General features: G+C 69.5%; 14 protein-coding genes. 2 read left to right on the top strand and 12 right to left on the bottom strand.

Going from position 1 to position 19,196, the window contains the following annotated elements:
- Positions 1 to 43: 43 nt before the first annotated feature.
- On the top strand, positions 44 to 1,468 hold the full coding sequence (locus tag ACIRPP_RS12325; protein WP_403640780.1) for a polysaccharide deacetylase family protein: 1,425 nt from the start codon (positions 44 to 46) through the stop codon (positions 1,466 to 1,468).
- A gap of 89 nt (positions 1,469 to 1,557) precedes the next feature.
- On the opposite strand, the gene ACIRPP_RS12330 is transcribed toward ACIRPP_RS12325, so the two are convergent.
- The 3 genes from ACIRPP_RS12330 to ACIRPP_RS12340 all read right to left on the bottom strand — a co-directional run bounded on the left by ACIRPP_RS12330 (position 1,558) and on the right by ACIRPP_RS12340 (position 6,177).
- A complete protein-coding gene (locus ACIRPP_RS12330; protein WP_403640783.1) occupies positions 1,558 to 3,474 on the bottom strand; it encodes a glycosyltransferase in 1,917 nt (638 codons plus the stop codon).
- A complete protein-coding gene (locus ACIRPP_RS12335; protein ID WP_403640786.1) occupies positions 3,471 to 4,742 on the bottom strand; it encodes a nucleotide sugar dehydrogenase in 1,272 nt (423 codons plus the stop codon). Before ACIRPP_RS12335 ends, ACIRPP_RS12330 begins: the two co-directional genes overlap by 4 nt.
- Before the next feature lie 400 nt (positions 4,743 to 5,142).
- Positions 5,143 to 6,177, bottom strand: coding sequence for a hypothetical protein (locus ACIRPP_RS12340; RefSeq protein WP_403640789.1), 1,035 nt, complete (start codon positions 6,175 to 6,177; stop codon positions 5,143 to 5,145).
- A 79-nt stretch (positions 6,178 to 6,256) separates the two neighbouring features.
- Here ACIRPP_RS12340 and ACIRPP_RS12345 point away from each other — a divergent pair, with 79 nt between their 5' ends.
- On the top strand, positions 6,257 to 6,628 hold the full coding sequence (locus ACIRPP_RS12345; protein WP_403640791.1) for an NTP pyrophosphohydrolase: 372 nt from the start codon (positions 6,257 to 6,259) through the stop codon (positions 6,626 to 6,628).
- A gap of 188 nt (positions 6,629 to 6,816) precedes the next feature.
- On the opposite strand, the gene ACIRPP_RS12350 is transcribed toward ACIRPP_RS12345, so the two are convergent.
- From ACIRPP_RS12350 to ngcE, 9 genes are all read right to left on the bottom strand, one after another.
- Positions 6,817 to 8,340 carry an amino acid permease gene (locus ACIRPP_RS12350; RefSeq protein WP_403640794.1) on the bottom strand — a complete coding sequence of 508 codons (1,524 nt, stop codon included), beginning with the start codon at positions 8,338 to 8,340 and terminating at the stop codon, positions 6,817 to 6,819.
- A 144-nt stretch (positions 8,341 to 8,484) separates the two neighbouring features.
- A complete protein-coding gene (gene dxs / locus ACIRPP_RS12355) occupies positions 8,485 to 10,410 on the bottom strand; it encodes a 1-deoxy-D-xylulose-5-phosphate synthase (RefSeq protein ID WP_403640797.1) in 1,926 nt (641 codons plus the stop codon).
- Between the two features lie 199 nt (positions 10,411 to 10,609).
- The gene (locus tag ACIRPP_RS12360; protein WP_403640800.1) at positions 10,610 to 11,899 is read right to left on the bottom strand and encodes a sugar ABC transporter permease; all 1,290 of its coding nucleotides are present in this window, start codon (positions 11,897 to 11,899) and stop codon (positions 10,610 to 10,612) included.
- Complete coding sequence (locus ACIRPP_RS12365; RefSeq protein WP_164333593.1) at positions 11,896 to 12,687, bottom strand: ATP-binding cassette domain-containing protein; 792 nt, start codon at positions 12,685 to 12,687, stop codon at positions 11,896 to 11,898. Before ACIRPP_RS12365 ends, ACIRPP_RS12360 begins: the two co-directional genes overlap by 4 nt.
- 172 nt (positions 12,688 to 12,859) lie before the next feature.
- On the bottom strand, positions 12,860 to 13,963 hold the full coding sequence (locus ACIRPP_RS12370; protein ID WP_164333597.1) for a substrate-binding domain-containing protein: 1,104 nt from the start codon (positions 13,961 to 13,963) through the stop codon (positions 12,860 to 12,862).
- 134 nt (positions 13,964 to 14,097) lie between these two features.
- Complete coding sequence (locus ACIRPP_RS12375; protein WP_403641205.1) at positions 14,098 to 15,297, bottom strand: ROK family protein; 1,200 nt, start codon at positions 15,295 to 15,297, stop codon at positions 14,098 to 14,100.
- Between the two features lie 211 nt (positions 15,298 to 15,508).
- Entirely contained in the window at positions 15,509 to 16,417 is a 909-nt protein-coding gene (locus ACIRPP_RS12380; RefSeq protein ID WP_403640804.1) for a carbohydrate ABC transporter permease, read from the bottom strand.
- The gene (locus ACIRPP_RS12385) at positions 16,414 to 17,475 is read right to left on the bottom strand and encodes a carbohydrate ABC transporter permease (RefSeq protein WP_403640807.1); all 1,062 of its coding nucleotides are present in this window, start codon (positions 17,473 to 17,475) and stop codon (positions 16,414 to 16,416) included. Before ACIRPP_RS12385 ends, ACIRPP_RS12380 begins: the two co-directional genes overlap by 4 nt.
- Positions 17,476 to 17,482: 7 nt before the next feature.
- Positions 17,483 to 18,823, bottom strand: a complete 1,341-nt coding sequence (ngcE, locus tag ACIRPP_RS12390; protein ID WP_403641208.1) for an N-acetylglucosamine/diacetylchitobiose ABC transporter substrate-binding protein — start codon at positions 18,821 to 18,823, stop codon at positions 17,483 to 17,485.
- Between the last annotated feature and the right edge of the window lie 373 nt (positions 18,824 to 19,196).

Consider the following 19,196-nt stretch of genomic DNA (forward strand, 5'->3'; position numbering starts at 1 on the left):
GTCCAGCGGGCACGGCCGCGCTGCCAAGACGGAGCGACCGGTGGTGAGCCGTCGTGCCGCGCTGTTCATGGGCGGTGCCGGCGGCGTCGCCATGGCGGGCGGAGGTGCCTGGCTGGGGAACGTGGCCGCGCAGCCGGCCGCCGCACCGGCGGCCGAGGGGGCCATCGGCGGGCTCAGCACGCCTCCCCCGTATGCCCCTTCGGGCCGCGGGCCCAGGCACCGCCGGGCCACCTGGTCCGAGCAGTTCCAGAAGTCGCACCGCTGGAGCGCGGGCGGCGCGGGCACCCAGTCCGCCGAGGCCAACGACTCCTCGCAGTTCGTGCGCGGCACGCAGGCCGTGCGGGTGACCACCAACGGCAGCGGCAAGCAGTCCTACGTCCGCCGGTCGGGCATGGACGCGATGGACCTGAGCGGCAAGATGATCCGGCTGCTGTTCCGCGTCGACGACGTCGGCAACCTCGCCAAGATGGTCTTCTACCTGGGCAGCGGCTCGCTGAAGAACCACTTCGCCTGGACCTTCCACGCCCATTCCAGGACCGCGGCTAACTACGTGCAGTCCGGTGAGTGGGTCACCGTCCACCTGCAGTGGGCCGACGTCAGCGCCGCGGCCGGGGAGTACAGCATCTCGGCGTCCGGCAAGCCGTCCACGCGGACCGGTTTCACCGACATGTCCTTCGCCGTGTACGACAACGCGGGCGGGCCGGTGACCTACCGGCTGCAGGCGGTGGAGCTGATACCGGACACCGCCGACACCTTCCCCAAGGGCGTCGTCTCCATCACCTTCGACGACTCCCACAAGTCGATCCACGACCTGGCCCGGCCGGTCATGGACTCCTTCGGCTTCCCGGGCACGTCGTACAACATCGCCGACGCGATCGGCACCGGCAGTTTCATGTCGGTCGAGCAGATGCGCTCGATGCAGAACTACTCCGGCTGGGAGATGGGCGGCCACGCCTACGCCAACGCCACGCACTCCGCGAGCTATCCCAAGCTGACGGCGGAACAGGCCGACGAGGACTTCCGCAAGCTGCGCGAGTGGCTGGTGTCCAACGGCTTCACCAGCGAGCACTTCGCGTATCCGCACGGCGCGTTCCAGAAGACCTCCGACGGCGTCCCGGTGGACCTGATCGCGAGCCGGCACTTCACCACGGCCCGCTCGATCATCTCCGAGACGATCGAGTCCTTCGCCCCCGCCAACCCGCTGCGCCTGAAGTCCCTGACGGGCATCACGGACGGCACGGGCATCGGCGGCACGAACCTGTCCAAGCTGACCGACGCCGGGGGCAAGCTGGACCGGTGCGCGGACAGCGGCGACTGGCTCATCCTGTGCCTGCACAAGATCGTCGAGGGTGCGCCGAAGACCAGCACGGAGATCGGCACGGCGGGGCTCACCACGCTGATGCAGGAGATCGCCGACCGGGACATCCAGGTCGTGACGGTCGAGGAGGCCATGTCCTACTACAAGTAGGCGGCACACGACGGAACGACGGAAGGGGGGCGGCCCTGAGGCCGCCCCCCTTCCGTCGTTCCGTCGTACGGGCCGTGACGCTCCGTCGGCTACCAGCCGCCGCCCTGGCCGCCGCGGCCGTCCTGCGGCCAGTCGGGCCCGGGGTGGGGCCGCCGGCGCCCGTCGGGGCCGAGGCCCGGGTCCTGCGGCTGCTGCGGGTGCTGCCCGGGGTGCTGCTGCTGCGGATGCTGCTGCGGCGGGTACGGCTGCCGCTGCTGCGGTGCGTAGGGCTGCCGCTGCTGCGGGGGCTGCGGATAGGCGCCGTCGCCCTGCCACTGCGGCCGGCCGCCGCCCTGCGGCGCGCCCTGCGGTCCTCCGCCCTGCCAGCCGTGCCCCACCGGTGCCTGCTGCGCGGGCTGAGGGGCGGGCCCGGGCTGTCCGGGCGTGCCCCAGCTGACCGGCTGCTGCGGCACGTTCTGGTGGACCTGCTCGTCGTAGCCGGGCAACGGCTGCGGCTGGCTGGGGATGTAGGCCGAGCGGGGCCGGGTGCGCAGGGCCACGCCCTCGAGACGCATCAGCTGGAGCGTCTCGGTGACCTTCTTGTCCGAGTACGGGTCCTCTTCCTCGAAGATCTCCGTGACGTCGGCCTCGTGGTCACCGGCCACCGACACCTCGACACCGGCCTGCCGGGTGCCCCAGCTGCCCTTGTGCAGGGTGAGCAGCGCGTAGAAGCGCAGCGGGGTCAGCAGGAACAGCTGGATCAGGCCGTACAGCGGGGCCAGCAGGAACATCCCGAACCGCTTGATGAAGCCCATGCCGCGGCGCGGGAAGTCCAGGTAGCGGACGTTGCGCAGGTAGCCCATGAGGACCATGAACAGGGCGTAGTCCCCGATGTGGTTCAGGAACCGGGCCGGCTGCATGATCGGCAGGATGACCATGGAGTAGAACATGGCCGTGCCGAAGACCAGCCACAGGCCGAGTTCCATGCAGGTGAGCCAGAACGCGGGCCGGTACTTCTTCTGGTGCCGGAAGGCCCACAGGGACTCGCGGAAGAACGACTTGTTCCAGCGGACCTGCTGGCGCAGGAAGTGCGGCAGCTTCTCGGGGACGGCGGTGTAGCCGACGGCGGTCTCCTGGAAGACCACCTGGCCCTCCATCAGGCAGTAGTTGGTCATGCGGCGGTCGTCGCCGAAGACGGCCGGCTTGCCCAGGAACTGCTGGTTGAGGAAGTCCGGCAGGTACTTGCGCACCAGCGAGCCGCGGTACGCCGAGAGGGCGCCGCAGCAGCACAGCACGGACTTCAGCCGCGAGTAGGCGGCCCGTTCGAAGAGGAACGAGTTGCCGTAGCGCAGGTCCTGCAGCCGGGTGAAGACGTTGCTGTCGTGGTTCAGCGCGAGGACCATGCCGGTGGAGGCCATGATCTTCTCGTCGGCCAGCGGCAGCAGCAGCTCGCGGACCGTGTCCCGGGAGAGCACGGTGTCGGAGTCCACGCACAGGAAGATGTCGGAGTACGGCGCGGCCTCGAAGCCGAGCGCCAGCGCCTCGCGCTTGCCCTTGTTCTCGGGCTGCACGCTGACGGTGTACTTGACGCCGAGCGCCTCGAACTCGGGGCGCATCCTCTTCGCCGCCCGGATGCCGCCGGAGTCGGCGCTGCAGTCGTCGATGATGTGGATCTCGTTGGGGAGGCGGCTCTGGGCGAGCAGGCTGCGCATGCCCTGCTCGAACATCACCGGGTCCTCGTTGTAGATCGGGATGACCGCGGTGACCCAGCACTCCTCGAGGTATTCGAGTTCCTCGCGGTTCGCCTTGGCGGGCCGGTAGAACAGGGCGCCGAACATCTTCAGGCCCAGCAGGCTCATGGCGCCGATCGAGTACAGGTGCAGCGAGTCGGAGTCGAGCCGGGTGGCGATGAACGCGGCGATGGCGATGAAGAAGAGGTACGAGACCTTCAGATGCCGGCGCTTGCGGTGCCCTCGGCGCCCGCCGGAGTCGACAGCTCCGGGTATGTACGTATCCTCAGTCGTCACAGCTTGACCACCCGGGGGTGATCGGCGGACTTGCCCCGGGTGTCGAACAGCTTCCGGGCGCGGTCGGCCAGCGCGTCCAGGTCTATCTCCCGGTGCGGCTGGAGGAGGATCGTCAGGTCGGCTGCCTCGGCGGCCGCCAGGTAGTCGCCGGCCCGCTCGACAGCGGTGCCGTCGACCGTCCAGCCGTCGACGTGCGGGTCGAAGTAGCTCAGGTCCGCACCGCGGTCCCGCAGGTTTTCGGCGACGGCCACGGCGGGGCTCTCGCGCTGGTCGGAGATGTCCGGCTTGTAGGTGACGCCGATGAGCAGGACGCGGGAGCCGCGCACGGCCTTGCCCTCGTCGTTGAGCAGGTCGGCGGCCCGGTTCACGACGTGCACGGGCATGCGCTGGTTGATCTCCTGCGCCAGCTCCACGAACCGGAACGGGATGCCCAGCGAACGCACCTTGTACGAGAGGTAGTTCGGGTCGATGGGTATGCAGTGCCCGCCGACGCCGGGGCCCGGGTAGAACGGCGCGAAACCGAACGGCTTGGTGGAGGCGCAGCGGATCGCGTCCCACAGGTCGACGCCGATCTCCCGGCAGAACATCGACATCTCGTTGACGAGCGCGATGTTGACGTGCCGGTAGGTGTTCTCCAGCAGCTTCGCCATCTCGGCCTCGCGGGTGCCCTTGGCCTCCACCACGCGGGCCACGAAACGCTCGTAGAGGGCGCGGGCGGCCTTGGTGCAGTCCGCGGTGACGCCGCCGACGACCTTCGGGGTGTTCTCCAGGCCGAAGGAGGCGTTGCCCGGGTCGATGCGCTCGGGCGAGAACGCCAGGTGGAAGTCCTGGCCGACGGTGAGACCGGTGGCCTCCAGGCGGGGCCGGACGATCTCGTCGGTGGTCCCGGGGTAGGTCGTGGACTCCAGGACGACGAGCGTGCCGGCCCGCAGGTGGGCGGCGACGTCCTCGACGGCGGCGTGCACCGCGCCGAGGTCGGGCGCGCCGTACTCGGTGAGCGGGGTGGGCACGCAGATGACGACGGCGGCGGCGTCGGCGATCACCTCGGGCCGGTCGGACGCCGTGAAGCCCTGTCCGAGCATCGCGGCGACCTCGGCGTCCGTGATGTCGTCCACGTGGGAGCGGCCGGAGTTCAGGCCCTCGACGACGTTGCGGCTGCGGTCGAGCCCCACCACCCTCAGTCCGGCGGCGGCTGCGGAGCGGGCCAACGGCAGCCCCACGTAACCGAGTCCGACAACGACAAGATCCGTCGTGGAGGATCTGCTCACGACACCATTCCCAACCCCGTTGCACGGCCTGCGGGCAGGCCGGGACGCGGGCAGCACAAACCGCCCGTGTAATTCGAACAAGTGCGAGGAGGCTAACAGAACCTTCACGTATGGACCCGACTCCACCCACGTGCGACTTGTCACGCGCGTTTTTCTACAACCCTGGACGGGACTCGTGTGTCTCCTGTCACCAAAGCCACATCGGCCCAGGTGAGGCCGTTCCGGCTCGTCGGCCGCCCGGCCCGGCCGGCCGGATTCCGACGCACCGTGCCCGCTCCGGCACGTTCGGTCACCGGCAACTCCCTTCCCGCGGCGGGTATTTGGCGCGCACCGTAGTGCGGGTGGGACAGATGGGTGAGATCCGGCTCCGGCGTCGGCACCAGCCGGGCACCGCCGTCGCTCAGACCTCCTGCCACGCCCGGAGCGCCAGTCCCGGTTCGTCCTTGCGCCGGGTCAGCCGCAGCATGCCGGTGGAGGGGGACAGGGCGGCGGCCACCACCTCACCGTGCTCGTCCAGGGCCGGCGCGACCCGGGCGTCCACGGGCAGCGCGGGACCGGATTCGGTCCACCAGGCGCCGGCGGCTTCCTGCTCGGTGGGGTGGGCGGCGAAGGCGGCCCGGCCGCTCGCGGACCGCTGTGCGAGCAGCGTGCAGTCGTGTCCGTCGATGACGCAGCGCACCGCGGAGACCGGCCCCGGACCGGCCGAGGCGAGCAGCGGGACCGGCTCCTGTCCCGGCCGCCACGCGCACAACTCCCCCTGCTCGTCGGTGAAGTAACAGGTGGTGCGGTCGGCGGAGGTGGCCAGCGCGTGCAGCGTGCCCGGCCGGACCGGCACCTCGACGGACTCCCCCGGCACCGGGAGCGCGGCGGGCTCCGGCTGCGCCCAGTGCCGGATCCCGCCCGGGACGGCCGCGTACACCTCGACCCGGCCCGAGGCCGCGGTGACGGCCGCCGGTGCGCCCCGGACGCCCGCCCGGCCGGCCTCCTCCTCGGTGTCCAGCATCCGCCAGGGCTCCCAGCCGCCCTTCTCCTTCTGCGCCAGCAGGCCGATCCCGCCGGCCGCCGTGGCCACGAACACGTGTGCGCGGCCGCGGGCGTCGACGGCGACGGCCGGTGTTCCGGTGCGCTCGCCCTTCTTGTCGGGGTGGCCGACGGGCTGCCAGTCCAGGGGCGCGAGGCGGGGCCGGAAGTGGGTGGAGTGCACCAGGCCCGCCTGCCCGGTCCCGGTGGGCCGCCAGGCCACCAGGTGGGCGTAGCCGTCGGCGCCCTGCCCGACCGCCGCGTCCGGGATCAGCCGCTGGTCGCCGCCGATCTTCCGGGGTGGCTCCCACGGGCCGCCCGGGGCGAGTTCCGCGCGGCACAGGACGGCGTCGTCCGACGGCAGGTACACAGTCAGGCGGCCGTCTCGGCCGCGGAGGAGCCAGTCGCCGTTCACCTCTTCACTTTATGCAAGCGCGTTCGAGCGTCCCCTCCGGGTCCCTGCTCTCCGGACGTGTCCGTGGCACCCTGAGCGCATGACCGACACCACCGTCCCACTCGTGATCGTCGACGCCGCGAACGTGGTCGGTTCGGTGCCCGACGGCTGGTGGCGGGACCGGCGCGGTGCCGCCGAGCGGCTGCGGGACCGGCTGGCCGCGGACGGCCTGCCCGGGCGGCCCGGCCCGCTGGACATCGTCCTCGTCGTCGAGGGCGCGGCCCGCGGCGTGGAGTCGGTGCCGGGCGTCCGCGTGGAGTCGGCGCCCGGCAGCGGCGACGACCACATGGTGGAACTGGTGTCCCGGGCGGCCGGCCGTCCCACCCTCGTGATCACCGCCGACCGCGGGCTGCGCGCCCGCGTCACGGCCCTGGGGGCCGAGGTCGCGGGACCGCGGACGGCACGGGGGTAGAGGGCCCCGGGCACACGCGTACGGCCCCCGCGTCGGCCGTGCGGAGGCACGGGGGCCGACGGGGGCCGACGGGGCCGTACCGAGGCCGACGGGAGCCGACGGGGCCGTACCGAGGCCGACGAGAGCCGACTGGGGGCCGACGGGGCCGTACACGGCTGCGCGGCCCGGGACCGGGCGCGGAAGCCGCGTCAGGGCGTGTCAGGCCCCGAGGGCTTGCCGGTGCGGTCCGGGATGGACGCCTCCCCCCGGCCGAGACGGCTGTGGGAGCGGCTGTAGAGGAAGTACACGACGATGCCGATCGCCATCCAGATGCCGAACCGCAGCCAGGTCTCGGTGGGCAGGTTCAGCATCAGCCACAGCGAGGCGCAGACCGACAGGATCGGCAGCAACGGCACCCAGGGGGTGCGGAAGGCGCGGTGCAGGTCCGGCCGCGTGCGGCGCAGGATGATCACGCTGACGGCGACGATCACGAAGGCGAACAGCGTGCCGATGTTCACCAGCTCCGCGAGTTCCGTCAGGGGCGTGAAGCCCGCGAGGACCGCGATGAGGACGCCGAGCAGGATCGTCGGCCGGTGCGGGGTGCGGAACCGGGGGTGGACGTGGGAGAAGAACCGGGGCAGCAGACCGTCCCGGCTCATCGCGAAGAACACCCGGGTCTGGCCCAGCAGCAGGATCATGCACACCGTCGTCAGGCCGACCGCGGCGCCGAAGCTGATGAAGCCCGCGAACCAGGGATGCCCGGTCGCCTTGAACGCGTCCGCGAGCGGGGCGTCCACGGAAAGTTCGCTGTAGTGCTGCATTCCGGTGACGACGATGGACACGCCGACGTACAGCACGGTGCAGATGAACAGCGAGCCGAGGATGCCGCGCGGCATGTCCCGCTGCGGGTTCCTGGTCTCCTCGGCGGCCGTGGCGACGATGTCGAAGCCGATGAAGGCGAAGAAGACCACCGAGGCCGCGGTGAAGATGCCCATCACGCCGAAGTTGGACGGCGCCCAGCCGAACATGAGCTGGATCAGGGGCGAGTCGAGACTCTCGCCGGCCTCGACGGGCTGTGCCTTCGGCACGAACGGCTTGTAGTTGCTGCCGGTGACGAAGAAGGCGCCGGCCACGATCACCACGAGGACGACGGTCACCTTGATGGCGACGACCACCGAGGTGACCCGCGCGGACAGCTTCATGCCGAGGACGAGGACGCCGGTGAGGACCAGGACCAGGAGCGCGGCGAGGATGTCGAAGCCGAAGCCCTCGGCGCCGTCCCGGGCGCCGAGCGCGGCGGGCAGCTGCCAGCCCGCGTTGTCCATCAGCGAGTGGATGTAGCCGGACCAGCCGACCGCCACCACCGCCGTGCCGAGCGCGAACTCCAGGACCAGGTCCCAGCCGATGATCCAGGCGGGCAGCTCGCCGAGGGAGGAGTAAGAGAACGTGTACGCGGATCCCGCGACCGGGACCGTGGAGGCGAACTCCGCGTAGCAGAGCGCGGCGAGCGCGCAGACGACACCGGCCACCACGAACGCCAGCGCCACCGCGGGCCCGGCGTTGTTCTTGGCGACCGTACCGGTGAGGACGAAGATGCCGGTGCCGATGATGACACCGACGCCGAAGACGGTCAGATCCAGCGCGGAGAGGGACTTCCTGAGCGCATGCTCGGGTTCCTCGGTGTCACGGATGGACTGCTCGACGTTCTTCGTCCTGAAGAGAGGGCTGGTCACGGGTACCTCCCACGCGTGGCGTCCTCGACATGATCGTGAGGGGGCGTAGGTCGTATGCCCCGGCGTGGGCATCTTCACGCGGACGGGCCGCCCCCGCCACTTGTCAGGGTGGCGGGGGCGGCCCGTGCCGGCGATCCGGGACCGTCAGTCGTGTGCCGCCTCGACCGGGCCGACGGCGGAGCGCTCGTACCTGCCGTCCAGCCGGGCCACCAGACCGGTGACCTGGCGGGCGATGTCGGGGGCGGTCAGGCCGACCTCGGCCATGACCTCGGCGCGGGAGGCGTGGTCCAGGAAGCGCGGCGGGATGCCGAAGTCGCGCAGCGGCACGTCCACCCCCGCGTCGCGCAGCGCCTGGGCGACGGTGGAGCCGACACCGCCGACGCGGGAGTTGTCCTCGACGGTGACGACCACGCGGTGCTTCTCGGCGAGCGGCGCCATGGCCTCGTCCACCGGCTTGACCCAGCGCGGGTCGACGACGGTGGTGGAGATGCCCTGCCGGTCGAGCAGCGAGGCGATCTCCAGGCACATGGGGGCCAGCGCGCCCACGGACACCAGGAGCACGTCCGGGGTGTCGGTGCCCGGCTCGCGCAGCACGTCCATGCCGCCGACCCGGCCCACTGCGGGCACGGCCGGTCCGACGGCGCCCTTGGAGAAGCGGACCACGGTCGGCGCGTCGTCGACGGCGACGGCCTCCCGCAGCTGGGCGCGGACCTGGTCGGCGTCGCGCGGGGCGGCCAGCCGCAGGCCGGGGACGACCTGGAGGATCGACATGTCCCACATGCCGTTGTGGGAGGCCCCGTCGGTGCCGGTGATGCCGGCCCGGTCCAGGACGAAGGTGACACCGCACTTGTGCAGGGCCACGTCCATCAGGACCTGGTCGAAGGCGCGGTTGAGGAAGGTGGCGTACACCGCGAACACCGGGTGCACCCCGGCGTGCGCAAGGCCGGCCGCGGACACGGCGCCGTGCTGCTCGGCGATGCCGACGTCGTAGACCCGGTCGGGGAAGCGCTTGGCGAACCTGTCCAGGCCGACCGGCTGGAGCATGGCGGCGGTGATGGCGACGAGGTCCTCGCGCTCCTCGCCGAGCTTGACCATCTCCTCGCCGAAGACGCTGGTCCAGTCGGCGCCCGAGGACGCGATGGGCAGGCCGGTGTCGGGGTGGATCTTGCCGACGGCGTGGAAGCGGTCGGCCTCGTCCGCGAGGGCGGGCTGGTAGCCGCGGCCCTTCTCGGTGAGGCAGTGCACGATCACCGGGCCGCCGAAGCGCTTGGCACGGGCCAGGGCGGACTCCAGGGCCTCGATGTCGTGGCCGTCGATGGGGCCGACGTACTTCAGCCCGAGGTCCTCGAACATGCCCTGCGGGGCGATGAAGTCCTTCAGGCCCTTCTTGGCGCCGTGCAGGGTGTCGTAGAGAGCCTGACCGACGACCGGGGTGCGCTCCAGGAGCTCCTTGGTGCGGGCCAGGAAGCGCTCGTAGCCGTCGGTGGTGCGCAGGGTCGCCAGGTGGTCCGCGAGGCCGCCGATGGTCGGCGCGTAGGAGCGCTCGTTGTCGTTGACGACGATGACCAGGGGGCGGTCCTTGGCGGCGGCGATGTTGTTCAGCGCCTCCCAGGCCATGCCGCCGGTCAGCGCGCCGTCACCGATGACGGCGACGACGTGGCTGTCGTCGCGGTTCATGATCTGGTTGGCCTTGGCGATGCCGTCGGCCCAGCCGAGGACCGTGGAGGCGTGGCTGTTCTCGATGACGTCGTGCTCGGACTCGGCCTGCGAGGGGTAGCCGGACAGGCCGCCCTTCATCTTCAGCTTCGAGAAGTCCTGCCGGCCGGTCAGCAGCTTGTGCACGTAGGACTGGTGTCCGGTGTCCCACAGGACTTTGTCCCGGGGCGATTCGAAGACGCGGTGGAGGGCGATGGTGAGCTCCACGACGCCCAGGTTGGGGCCGAGGTGGCCGCCGGTCTTGGAGACCGCGTCGACCAGGAAGGTCCGGATCTCCTCGGCCAGCTGGTTCAGCTCCTCCAGGGTGAGCCGGTCCAGATCGCGCGGTCCCCCGATACGGGTCAGCAGCGGCACCCGTGCCTCCTTGCAGTAGAGCTGATCGAGCTGTTGCCGGGCTCGTCGAGTCTAATGTTCCGCGCGGGCCTGCGGACTCCGGGCGGTGCGTGATGGGTCACGCGTTCGGCTGTACCCAGGATCGGGGGGTCCTACGACACGCCTGTTGCCCGGCACCGCGGAGCGGCACCGGGCAACAGGCCGGGCGGACGGACGGATGCTAGGCGCGTCCGGCCGTCTTCTGCGTCTTGCGGGTGATCGCGTCGATGACGACGGTCGCCAGCAGCACGCCACCGGTGATCATGTACTGCACCGGGGAGGCGATGCCCTCCAGGGCGAGGCCGTACTGGATGGACACGATGACCATCACACCGAGCAGGGCGTCCCACGTGCGGCCGCGGCCACCGAAGAGGGACGTACCGCCGATGACGGCGGCGGCGATGACGTTCATCAGGAACTCACCGGTGCCCGCGCCCTGGTTGGCGGAGGCGATCTTCGAGGCGACGAAGAGACCGCCGATGGCGGCGAAGGTACCGGCGATCGCGAAGACCGAGATCCGGACCAGCTCCACGTTGATGCCGGCGCGCCGGGAGGCCTCGACGCTGCCGCCGAGCGCGAAGACCTTGCGGCCGTACGCGGTGCGGCGCAGGACGAAGTCCGTGAGCATCAGGAAGGCCAGGAAGATCACGACGGCCAGCGGGAGGCCCTTGTACTGGTTGAACACGATCGCGACGGCGAAGGCCAGGATCGCGAGCAGCGCGGTCCGCACGATGATCTCGTTCAGCGGCCGGGACGGCACCCCGGCGGCCTCGCGGCGGCGGTTGTCGGTGAAAGCCAGCAGGAAGTAGCCGGCCGTCACCACGATCGCCAGGCCGTACGCGGCGGCCACATCGGTGAAGTAGTAGCTGGTCAGCTTGACGACCAGGCCCTCGGAGTCGAGGTTGATCGTGCCGTTGCTGCCGAGGATCTGCAGCATGAAGCCCTGCCAGAACAGCAGGCCGGCCAGGGTCACGGCGAAGGCGGGCACGCCGATGCGGGCGAAGAAGAAGCCGTGGATGGCGCCGGCCGCGGTGCCGGTGAGGATCGCCAGCACCAGCGCCAGGATCTCGTTCATCCCGTGGGTGACGCTGAGCACCGCGAAGGTGGCGCCGGCGACACCGCTGACCGAACCGACCGACAGGTCGATCTCGCCGAGCAGCAGGACGAACACGATACCGACGGCGATCATGCCGGTGCCGACCATGGCGACCGACATGTCGGAGAAGTTGCCGGCGGTGAGGAAGTTGCTGTTCAGGCCGGTGAAGATGGCCCAGATGACCAGCAGGCCGACGACGACCGGAATGGACCCGAGGTCACCGGCCTTCATCTTGCGCTTGAACTCGCTGAGGTAGCCCGCGAGGCCCTGCTCGCGCACCAGCAGCCGGGGGTCGACCACGGTCACCGCGGCGGCGGCCGCCTCGGTGTTGTCCACGGTGTCGGTCTTGGTGGTGGAGGTCTTGTCGGTGCTCACTTCTTGATCTCCCCATTGGTGCGCGCCGCACGACGGGTCACGGCGTTGTCCGTGGCGCCCGTGATGGCGGAGATGATCTCTTCCTGGGAGGTCGACTTGACCTCGAAGACGCCGTTGTTGCGTCCGAGGCGCAGGACCGCGACCTTGTCCGCCACGGCCTTGACGTCGGCCATGTTGTGGCTGATGAGGATGACCGCGTGGCCGCGCTCGCGCAGCCGCTCGACCAGGTCGAGGACCTGCGCGGTCTGCTCGACGCCGAGGGCGGCGGTGGGCTCGTCCAGGATCACCAGCTTGGGCTCGCCGAGCATGGAACGGGCGATCGCCACGACCTGGCGCTGACCGCCGGAGAGCGAGGCGATCGGAATGCGGACGCTGGGGATGCGGATCGACAGGGTGTCGAGGAGCTCGCGGGAGCGGCGCTCCATCTCCACCTCGTCCAGGACGCCGCGCTTGCGCAGCTCCCGGCCCAGGTAGAGGTTGCCGACGACGTCGATGTTGTCGCACAGCGCGAGGTCCTGGTAGACCGTCGCGATGCCCAGGCTCTGGGCGTCGTGCGGCCGGCCGATCGAGACCGGGCGGCCTTCCCACTCGATGACGCCTTCATCGATGGGGTGCACGCCGGCGATCGTCTTGACCAGCGTGGACTTTCCGGCACCGTTGTCGCCGACCAGGGCGACCACCTCACCGGCGTGGACCTCAAGCTCTACGTCGGTGAGCGCCTGGACGGCACCGAACCGCTTGGAGACCCCGCGCAACGCCAGCACGGGCGTAGCGGACACAAGAACCATCTCCTTCGCCGCCTGACCCGGCGGGAGGTTGTGCAGCAGATTGGGGGTGTTCCGTCGGCGCCCCGCGTAGCTTGCGGGGCTGTTTGTCTGCGGGGCGCCGACGGAGCTCATGGCAGTCGGTCCGGTACGGGAGCCCGGTCGGGGCTCCCGTACGTCAGGACCTGAGGACTGCTTACTTGAGGCCGATCTTGTCGCAGGCGGCCTTGTACTTGCCGGCGCAGATCTCCTGGACGGTGTAGACGCCGTCCTTGACGACCGTGTCGTTGATGTTGTCCTGGGTCAGCGACACGACCGGGACGAGCACCGCGGGAACACCCTTGGTGGTCGGGCTGTCGACCTTGTCCTTGGCGATGGAGTCGAGCGACTTGCCCTGGGCGAGCGCGACGGCCATCTCCGCGGCGGCGTCGGCCTCCGGGGCGTACGGCTTGTAGACGCTCATGTACTGCTCACCGGTGACGATGCGCTGCACACCCGCGAGCTCGGCGTCCTGGCCGGTGACCGGGATGTCGGCGATGCCGGCGGACTTCAGGGCGGTGATGATGCCGCCCGCCATGCCGTCGTTGGCGGAGTAGACGCCGACGATCTTGTCCTTGCCGAGGGCGGAGATGGCGCCCTCCATGTTGGCGTTGGCGTTCTCCGGCTTCCACTCCTTGGTGTCGTACTCGCGGCCGATCTTGACCTTGCCGTCGAGGACGGAGTGGGCGCCTTCCTTGAACTGGGCGGCGTTCGGGTCCGTGGAGGAACCGTTCATCATGACGATCTGGCCGTCCTTGGCCTTGTCGCCCAGCGCCTTCAGCAGGGCCTCGCCCTGGGTCTTGCCGACGGTCACGTTGTCGAACGAGGTGTAGGCGTCGATCGGACCCTCGGCCAGGCGGTCGTAGGCGACGACCGGGATGTCGGCGTCCTTGGCCTTCTTCACCGAGCCGGCGATGGCCTTGGCGTCCACCGCGTCCACGATGAGCACGTCCACCTTGTTGGTGATCATCGTGTCGACCTGCTGGTTCTGCAGGCTGGCGTCCTGCTTGGCGTTGGCGTAGACGACCTCGGCCTTGTTGTTCGTGAGCTCCTTGATCTTCTTCTCGATCAGGGGCTTGTCGAACTTCTCGTAGCGCGCGGTCTGGTTCTCCGGGAGGAGCAGACCGACCTTGATGTCATCACCCTTGGCGGCGGCGCTGCCGCCGTCGTCCTTCTTGTCGCCCGACTCCGCGGCGCTGCCGCAGGCGGCCAGCGAAACGGCCATCGCACCGGCGGCGATGGCAACAGCGGCTCGACGCATACGCGTGTTCACTTTCAAAAACCTCCCTGACGAGGCCGCGTCGCTGCGGCCGAGGTGGCTGGAAGTCAACTCGGCCACACGTGCGACGTCAAGCAGTAAATCCTTAACGAGATGGCAACGGTGTCATCCGTTCTCTAAGTGAAGGCAGGGGTGCGCCCTGCAGCGGTGCCGTCCAAAAGGGACGAATCACCCATTTCACTCAGTGCGAGGGCGAGTGCCCCGAGCACTTCCGCGCGGCCCCCGAGGGCCCCTGGGAGAACGGTGAGTTGACGTGCCGCACTGGGGATCGCGTACCGCCCCACGGACTCCCTGATCGGCCCGAGGACCAGCTCCCCGGCCTCGGCGAGATCACCGCCCAGGACCACCCTGCTCGGGTTCAGGAGGTTGCAGAGGTTGGCCACTCCACTGCCGATGTGGCGGCCGACGTCGGCGATCACCCGACGGCAGCCCGGGTCGCCGTCCCGGGCCAGCCGCACGACGCCCGCCATGGTCAGGTCGGAGCCGTGACTGGACTGGAGCAGCGGCAGCACGTAGCGGGCGGCCGTGAAGGTCTCCAGGCAGCCCCGGTTGCCGCAACGGCAGACGGGACCGGACTCGTCGAGTGTAATATGTCCGATTTCCCCCGCGGTGCCGCCGGGGCCCCGATAGATCTGCCCGCTGATCACCAGCCCCGCGCCGACACCGCTGGCGACCTTGATGTACGCCAGGTCGCGCACGCCCCGGCCGCTGCCCCAGACCATCTCGCCGAGGGCGCCGAGGTTGGCGTCGTTGTCCACCTGCACCGGCACGCCCAGGCGCCCCCGCATCTCCTCGGCGGGCTTCGCGCCCGTCCAGCCGGGCAGGATGGAGGTCGACCCCAGGCTGCCGGACTCCACGTCGATCGGTCCGGGCACGCCGAGACCGATGCCGGCGATCTTGGAAGGGTCCACACCGGTGTCGTCGATCAGCTGGTTGACCAGGCGTTCCGCCCGGTCGAAGCCCTGGGTCGCGGAGGCGTCCACGTCCAGGGGCTCGGACTTCTCGGCCAGCACCTGGTGCGCCAGGTTGCCCACGGCGACACGGAGGTGCGTGTGCCCGAAATCCACCCCTATGACGATGCCGGCGTCCTCGCTGAGCGAGACGCTGCGGGCCCGGCGTCCGCCCGCCGAGGTGGGGGTGACCTCGACCGTTCCGGCGTCCTTCAGTTCCCGGACGATGTTGGACACCGTCGCCGCGGACAGACCCGTCGTTCTGGCGATCTCCGCCTGCGTGAGGGAACCCGCAAGACGTACTGCTCGGACGACCCGCTCCAGGTTGGCTCGGTGCAGCGACGACTGCGACCCCGGAGTCTCCACGACGACCTCCTGCGCGCGGGGCCGCTTCGACGAGGCCCCGTCCATCCAACTAGTGAACTCTAAGCTGAGCTGTTCGGGTCGCCTCCCGTCAAGAGGTTGAACTGTTTCCGGGGGCAGGAACACACACACGAACGCCGCAGGGGTCCGGCCCCGGAGAGCTGTCTCTCCGGGGCCGGACCCCTGCGTACGACGGGTGGAGCGGCGGTCGGCGTCAGCGGAAGGTGCCCTGCGACACCGAACCGGCGATCCGCCGCTGGAAGACGCAGTACACGATCAGTACGGGCACCACCGTGATCACGATCGCCGCGAACAGCGCGCCGTAGTCGATGTCGTAGACCTGCGAGGACGCGTAGGCGGCCATGCCCTGGGTGAGGACCCACATGTCCTGGTCGGTGTTGAGCGCCACCGGCAGCAGGAACTGGTTCCACAGGCCCAGGAAGTTGAAGATCGCCACTGCCGCCATGCCCGGACTGGCCATCGGCAGCATCACCTGGAAGAACGCCCGCCAGTCCCCGGCACCGTCGATCAGCGCGGCCTCGTACACGTCGTGCGGCAGCGACCGGAAGAACGAGTAAAGGAAGAACATCGTGAACGGCAGCGCGAACGCGACATAGGTGAGGATCAGCCCGGGACGCGTGTTCAGCAGCCCGAAGTTCTGCAACTGGAAGAAGAGCGGAACGATCGCCAGGAAGACCGGGAACGTCAGCCCGGCGAGCATGACGTAGTAGATCAGCCGGCGGCCGGGGAATTCGAACCGGGCGAGAATGTAGGCACACATCGCGCCGAGCAGCATCACCAGGATCAGTGCCGAGACCACGACGATCACGGAATTCAGAAAGTACCGTCCGATGTTCGCGTCGGTCCACGCGTTCGCGTAGTTCTCGATCCGCCAGTGATCCGGCAGCGAGAACGGCGACGAAAGGATCTCGCCGGTCGACTTGAACGACGACATCAGCACCCACAGCATGGGCACGATCACGATCACGGACCACAGGATCAGCAGGGCGTGCGAGATCGCCGCGAATCTGCGGTCGCTGCTCACGGCGACGCGCGTCAGCTTCCGGTCTCTCGCCGGTTCACGGTCACTGGCCGTCTTCCGGTCGGCGGTGATGACGCTCACCCGGCACCTCCTTCGGCTGCGGCACGCCGAGCTCTGGACCCAGGTGCTTTCCTCCTGCCCTCGCCCTCGCCGCCGCCCGTGAGGCGGTTGACGAGGAACACCAGCGCCGCGAACACCAGGGTGACGACGGCGAGGACGACGCCCATCGCGGTGGCGTAGCCGAACTGCTGCTTGGCGAAAGCGACGTTGAACAGACGCTGGCTGATCGTCAGGGTCGAGTTGTCCGGGCCGCCGTTCGGCACCATCGCCTGGACGTAGACGAACGCGTCGAGGGCGGCGATGCCCAGGTAGATGTACGCCGTCTGCACGCTGTCCCGGATCGCCGGCAGGGTGATCGAGACCGTGGTGCGCAGCCGGCCGGCTCCGTCGATCCTCGCCGCCTCGTACAGCTCGGCGGGGACGCCCTTGATCGCGGCGATGAAGAGCACCGCGTAGAATCCGACGAGCCCCCAGATGATGACGAACATCAGGGCCGGCATCGCCGTCGCCTTCTCACCCAGCCACGCGAACGTCTCGAACCGGTCGAGGCCGAGGCCCGTGAGGACGCCGTTGAGCAGCCCGGCGTTCGGGTCGTACATCTGGGCCCAGATCAGACCGACGATGATCGCCGGTACGACGTAGGGGAAGAACGAGATGATCCGGTAGAACGACGCTCCCCGGATCCCCCGGACGGGGCCCTTGCCGGGCCCGCCCAGGGTGATGGCCACGGCGACCCCGAGGGCGAGCGTCAGTGTCACCAGCGGCACGAAGACCGCGAGGAGTGCGACGTTGCGCAACGCCTTCAGGAAGATGTCGTCCTGGAACATCTTCGTGAAGTTGTCGAAGCCGACGAAGTTGTAGTCCGGGCTGAAGCCGCGCCAGTCGGTCATCGCCCAGAAGATCGCCTGGCCGAACGGGATCAGGACGAAGATCACGAAGATGGCCAGCGGGACACCGAGGAACGCGAGGAAGAACGTCACCCGGTCGAACGTGAGCTTGCGGCGCCGTGGCCGCCCGCCGCGAGCGGCCGGCCCGGGCCGGCGGCTCGCGGTCTCGGCAGTGGGGATCGTGTCCTTCATCGCGGTGCTAGCTGACCTTGACCTTGTCGACGGAGTCGTCCTCGCGGACCTTGTCGGAGATCTTCTGCAGGGCCGAGGTCAGCCCCTTGCCGTCGAGGTCACCGGCGAGGAAGGAGTTCCACGGCACCAGCTGGTCGGTGTTCAACCCGTAGGTCTCGACGAACATGTAGTTGAAGATGTTGGTGCCCGCGGCCTCCAGCATCGTCGTCTGCGAGACGAGGGCCGTCGATCCGTAACCGTCGGCGGGCACGGTGCCCTTGACGATCGTGGGGGCCAGCTTCGACTTCGAGAAGTTGGCGGCCGCCTTCTCCGACAGCATCGCCCGCAGCACTTCCTTGCCGCCGGCCGGGTTCTTGCCCTGCTTGGGCACGATGAACGGCTCGCCGGCGGCCGCGCGGAGCGACTCGTGGGGCAGCGCCGGCTTGTCGGTGAGCGTCATCGACGGGAATCCGGTCATCTGGAAGTCCGCCTTCGTGGCCTTCTTCATCTCGTTCTCGATCCAGCCACCGGACGGGTAGAGCAGCGCCTTCTGGTCGTTGCTCCAGATCGCCTGCGCCTTCTGGAACTGGGTGCCGGAGCCGCCGGGGACGAACATCTTCTGCCTGACCATGGTCTCCATGACCTTGATGACGCCCTGGATGGCCGGGTGCGACCAGCAGCCCTTCTCCAGGTTCTCCAGGCCGAGCCGGACCTCGTCGCCGCCCTCCTTGATCGCCGAGTCGATCAGGAGCGTGCGGTAGTAGGTCGCCGCCTCCTTGCCGTGGACGAAGAGGTACTTGCCCTTCTTCTTCGCCTTCTGGCCGAGGTCGAGCGCCTCGTCCCAGGTCTTCGGCGGGGTCCAGCCGTTCTCCTCGAAGAGCGTCTTCGAGTACCAGACGCCGTACACGGTCATCACGTAGTTGAGCGCGACGAACTTGTCCCTGAACGTGCCGGGGGCCTTGACGCCGGGGTAGACGATGTCGGCGATCTTCTTGCCTTCGTAGGTGTCGGCCTCGAAGAGGTCGTCGAGTTCCTCCAACTGGTCGAGGATGCCCAGGAAGCCGATCTGGTCCTCACCGGAGTTGTCGATGAGGTCCGGCGGGTTGCCGCCGACGAAGCGGGGCTGGAGCTGGGGGGCGATGTCGACGACCGGGTCGACCTTGACCTTGAGGCCCTTGACCTGGCTGCCGAGCACCTGGTTGGTGTAGTCGACGTAGTCGGTGCCGTAGCCGCCGTCGAAGATGGCTGCTTCGACCGTGGAGTTCGCGGCGACGCCGAACGGGTTCGTGGCGCTCTTCTCGCCCTTCGGGCCGCTGCCGCCGCTGTCCTTGCTGGAGGGAGAGCTGCACGCTACCGCGAACGAGCCCACCGCCGCGGTGGCGATGGCCCCGCGCAGGAGCGTCCGCCTGTCAAGAGAGCCGGCACGAATGGTCATCTCTGCATCCTCACTGATCGATGAGCTCTGTACGGGTGTGCTGCGTGTGCGCCCGCTGCGGCCGGATGGGTCCTGCGCCGGCCGCACGTGGGGCGTTGTCGCCGTCGTCTCGGAGCCGCGGTGCGGCGCCGATGATCAGCTGAGCGATGCCGGCACAACAGTCGCCGGGGCCGGAGCGGCGGTCGCACTCCGCCTGAACAGATCGCGATGGCCTACGCCGGTGGTGGATCCCATGCTCAAGTCCTCGCCTTCTCCAGGACTCAGGCGGTGAACCGGAATCTTCCCGGCACCGCGTTCGGGTCAAGCT

This window comes from Streptomyces sp. NPDC101219, from assembly GCF_044767675.1.
In the GTDB taxonomy this organism is placed as follows: Bacteria; Actinomycetota; Actinomycetes; order Streptomycetales; family Streptomycetaceae; genus Streptomyces.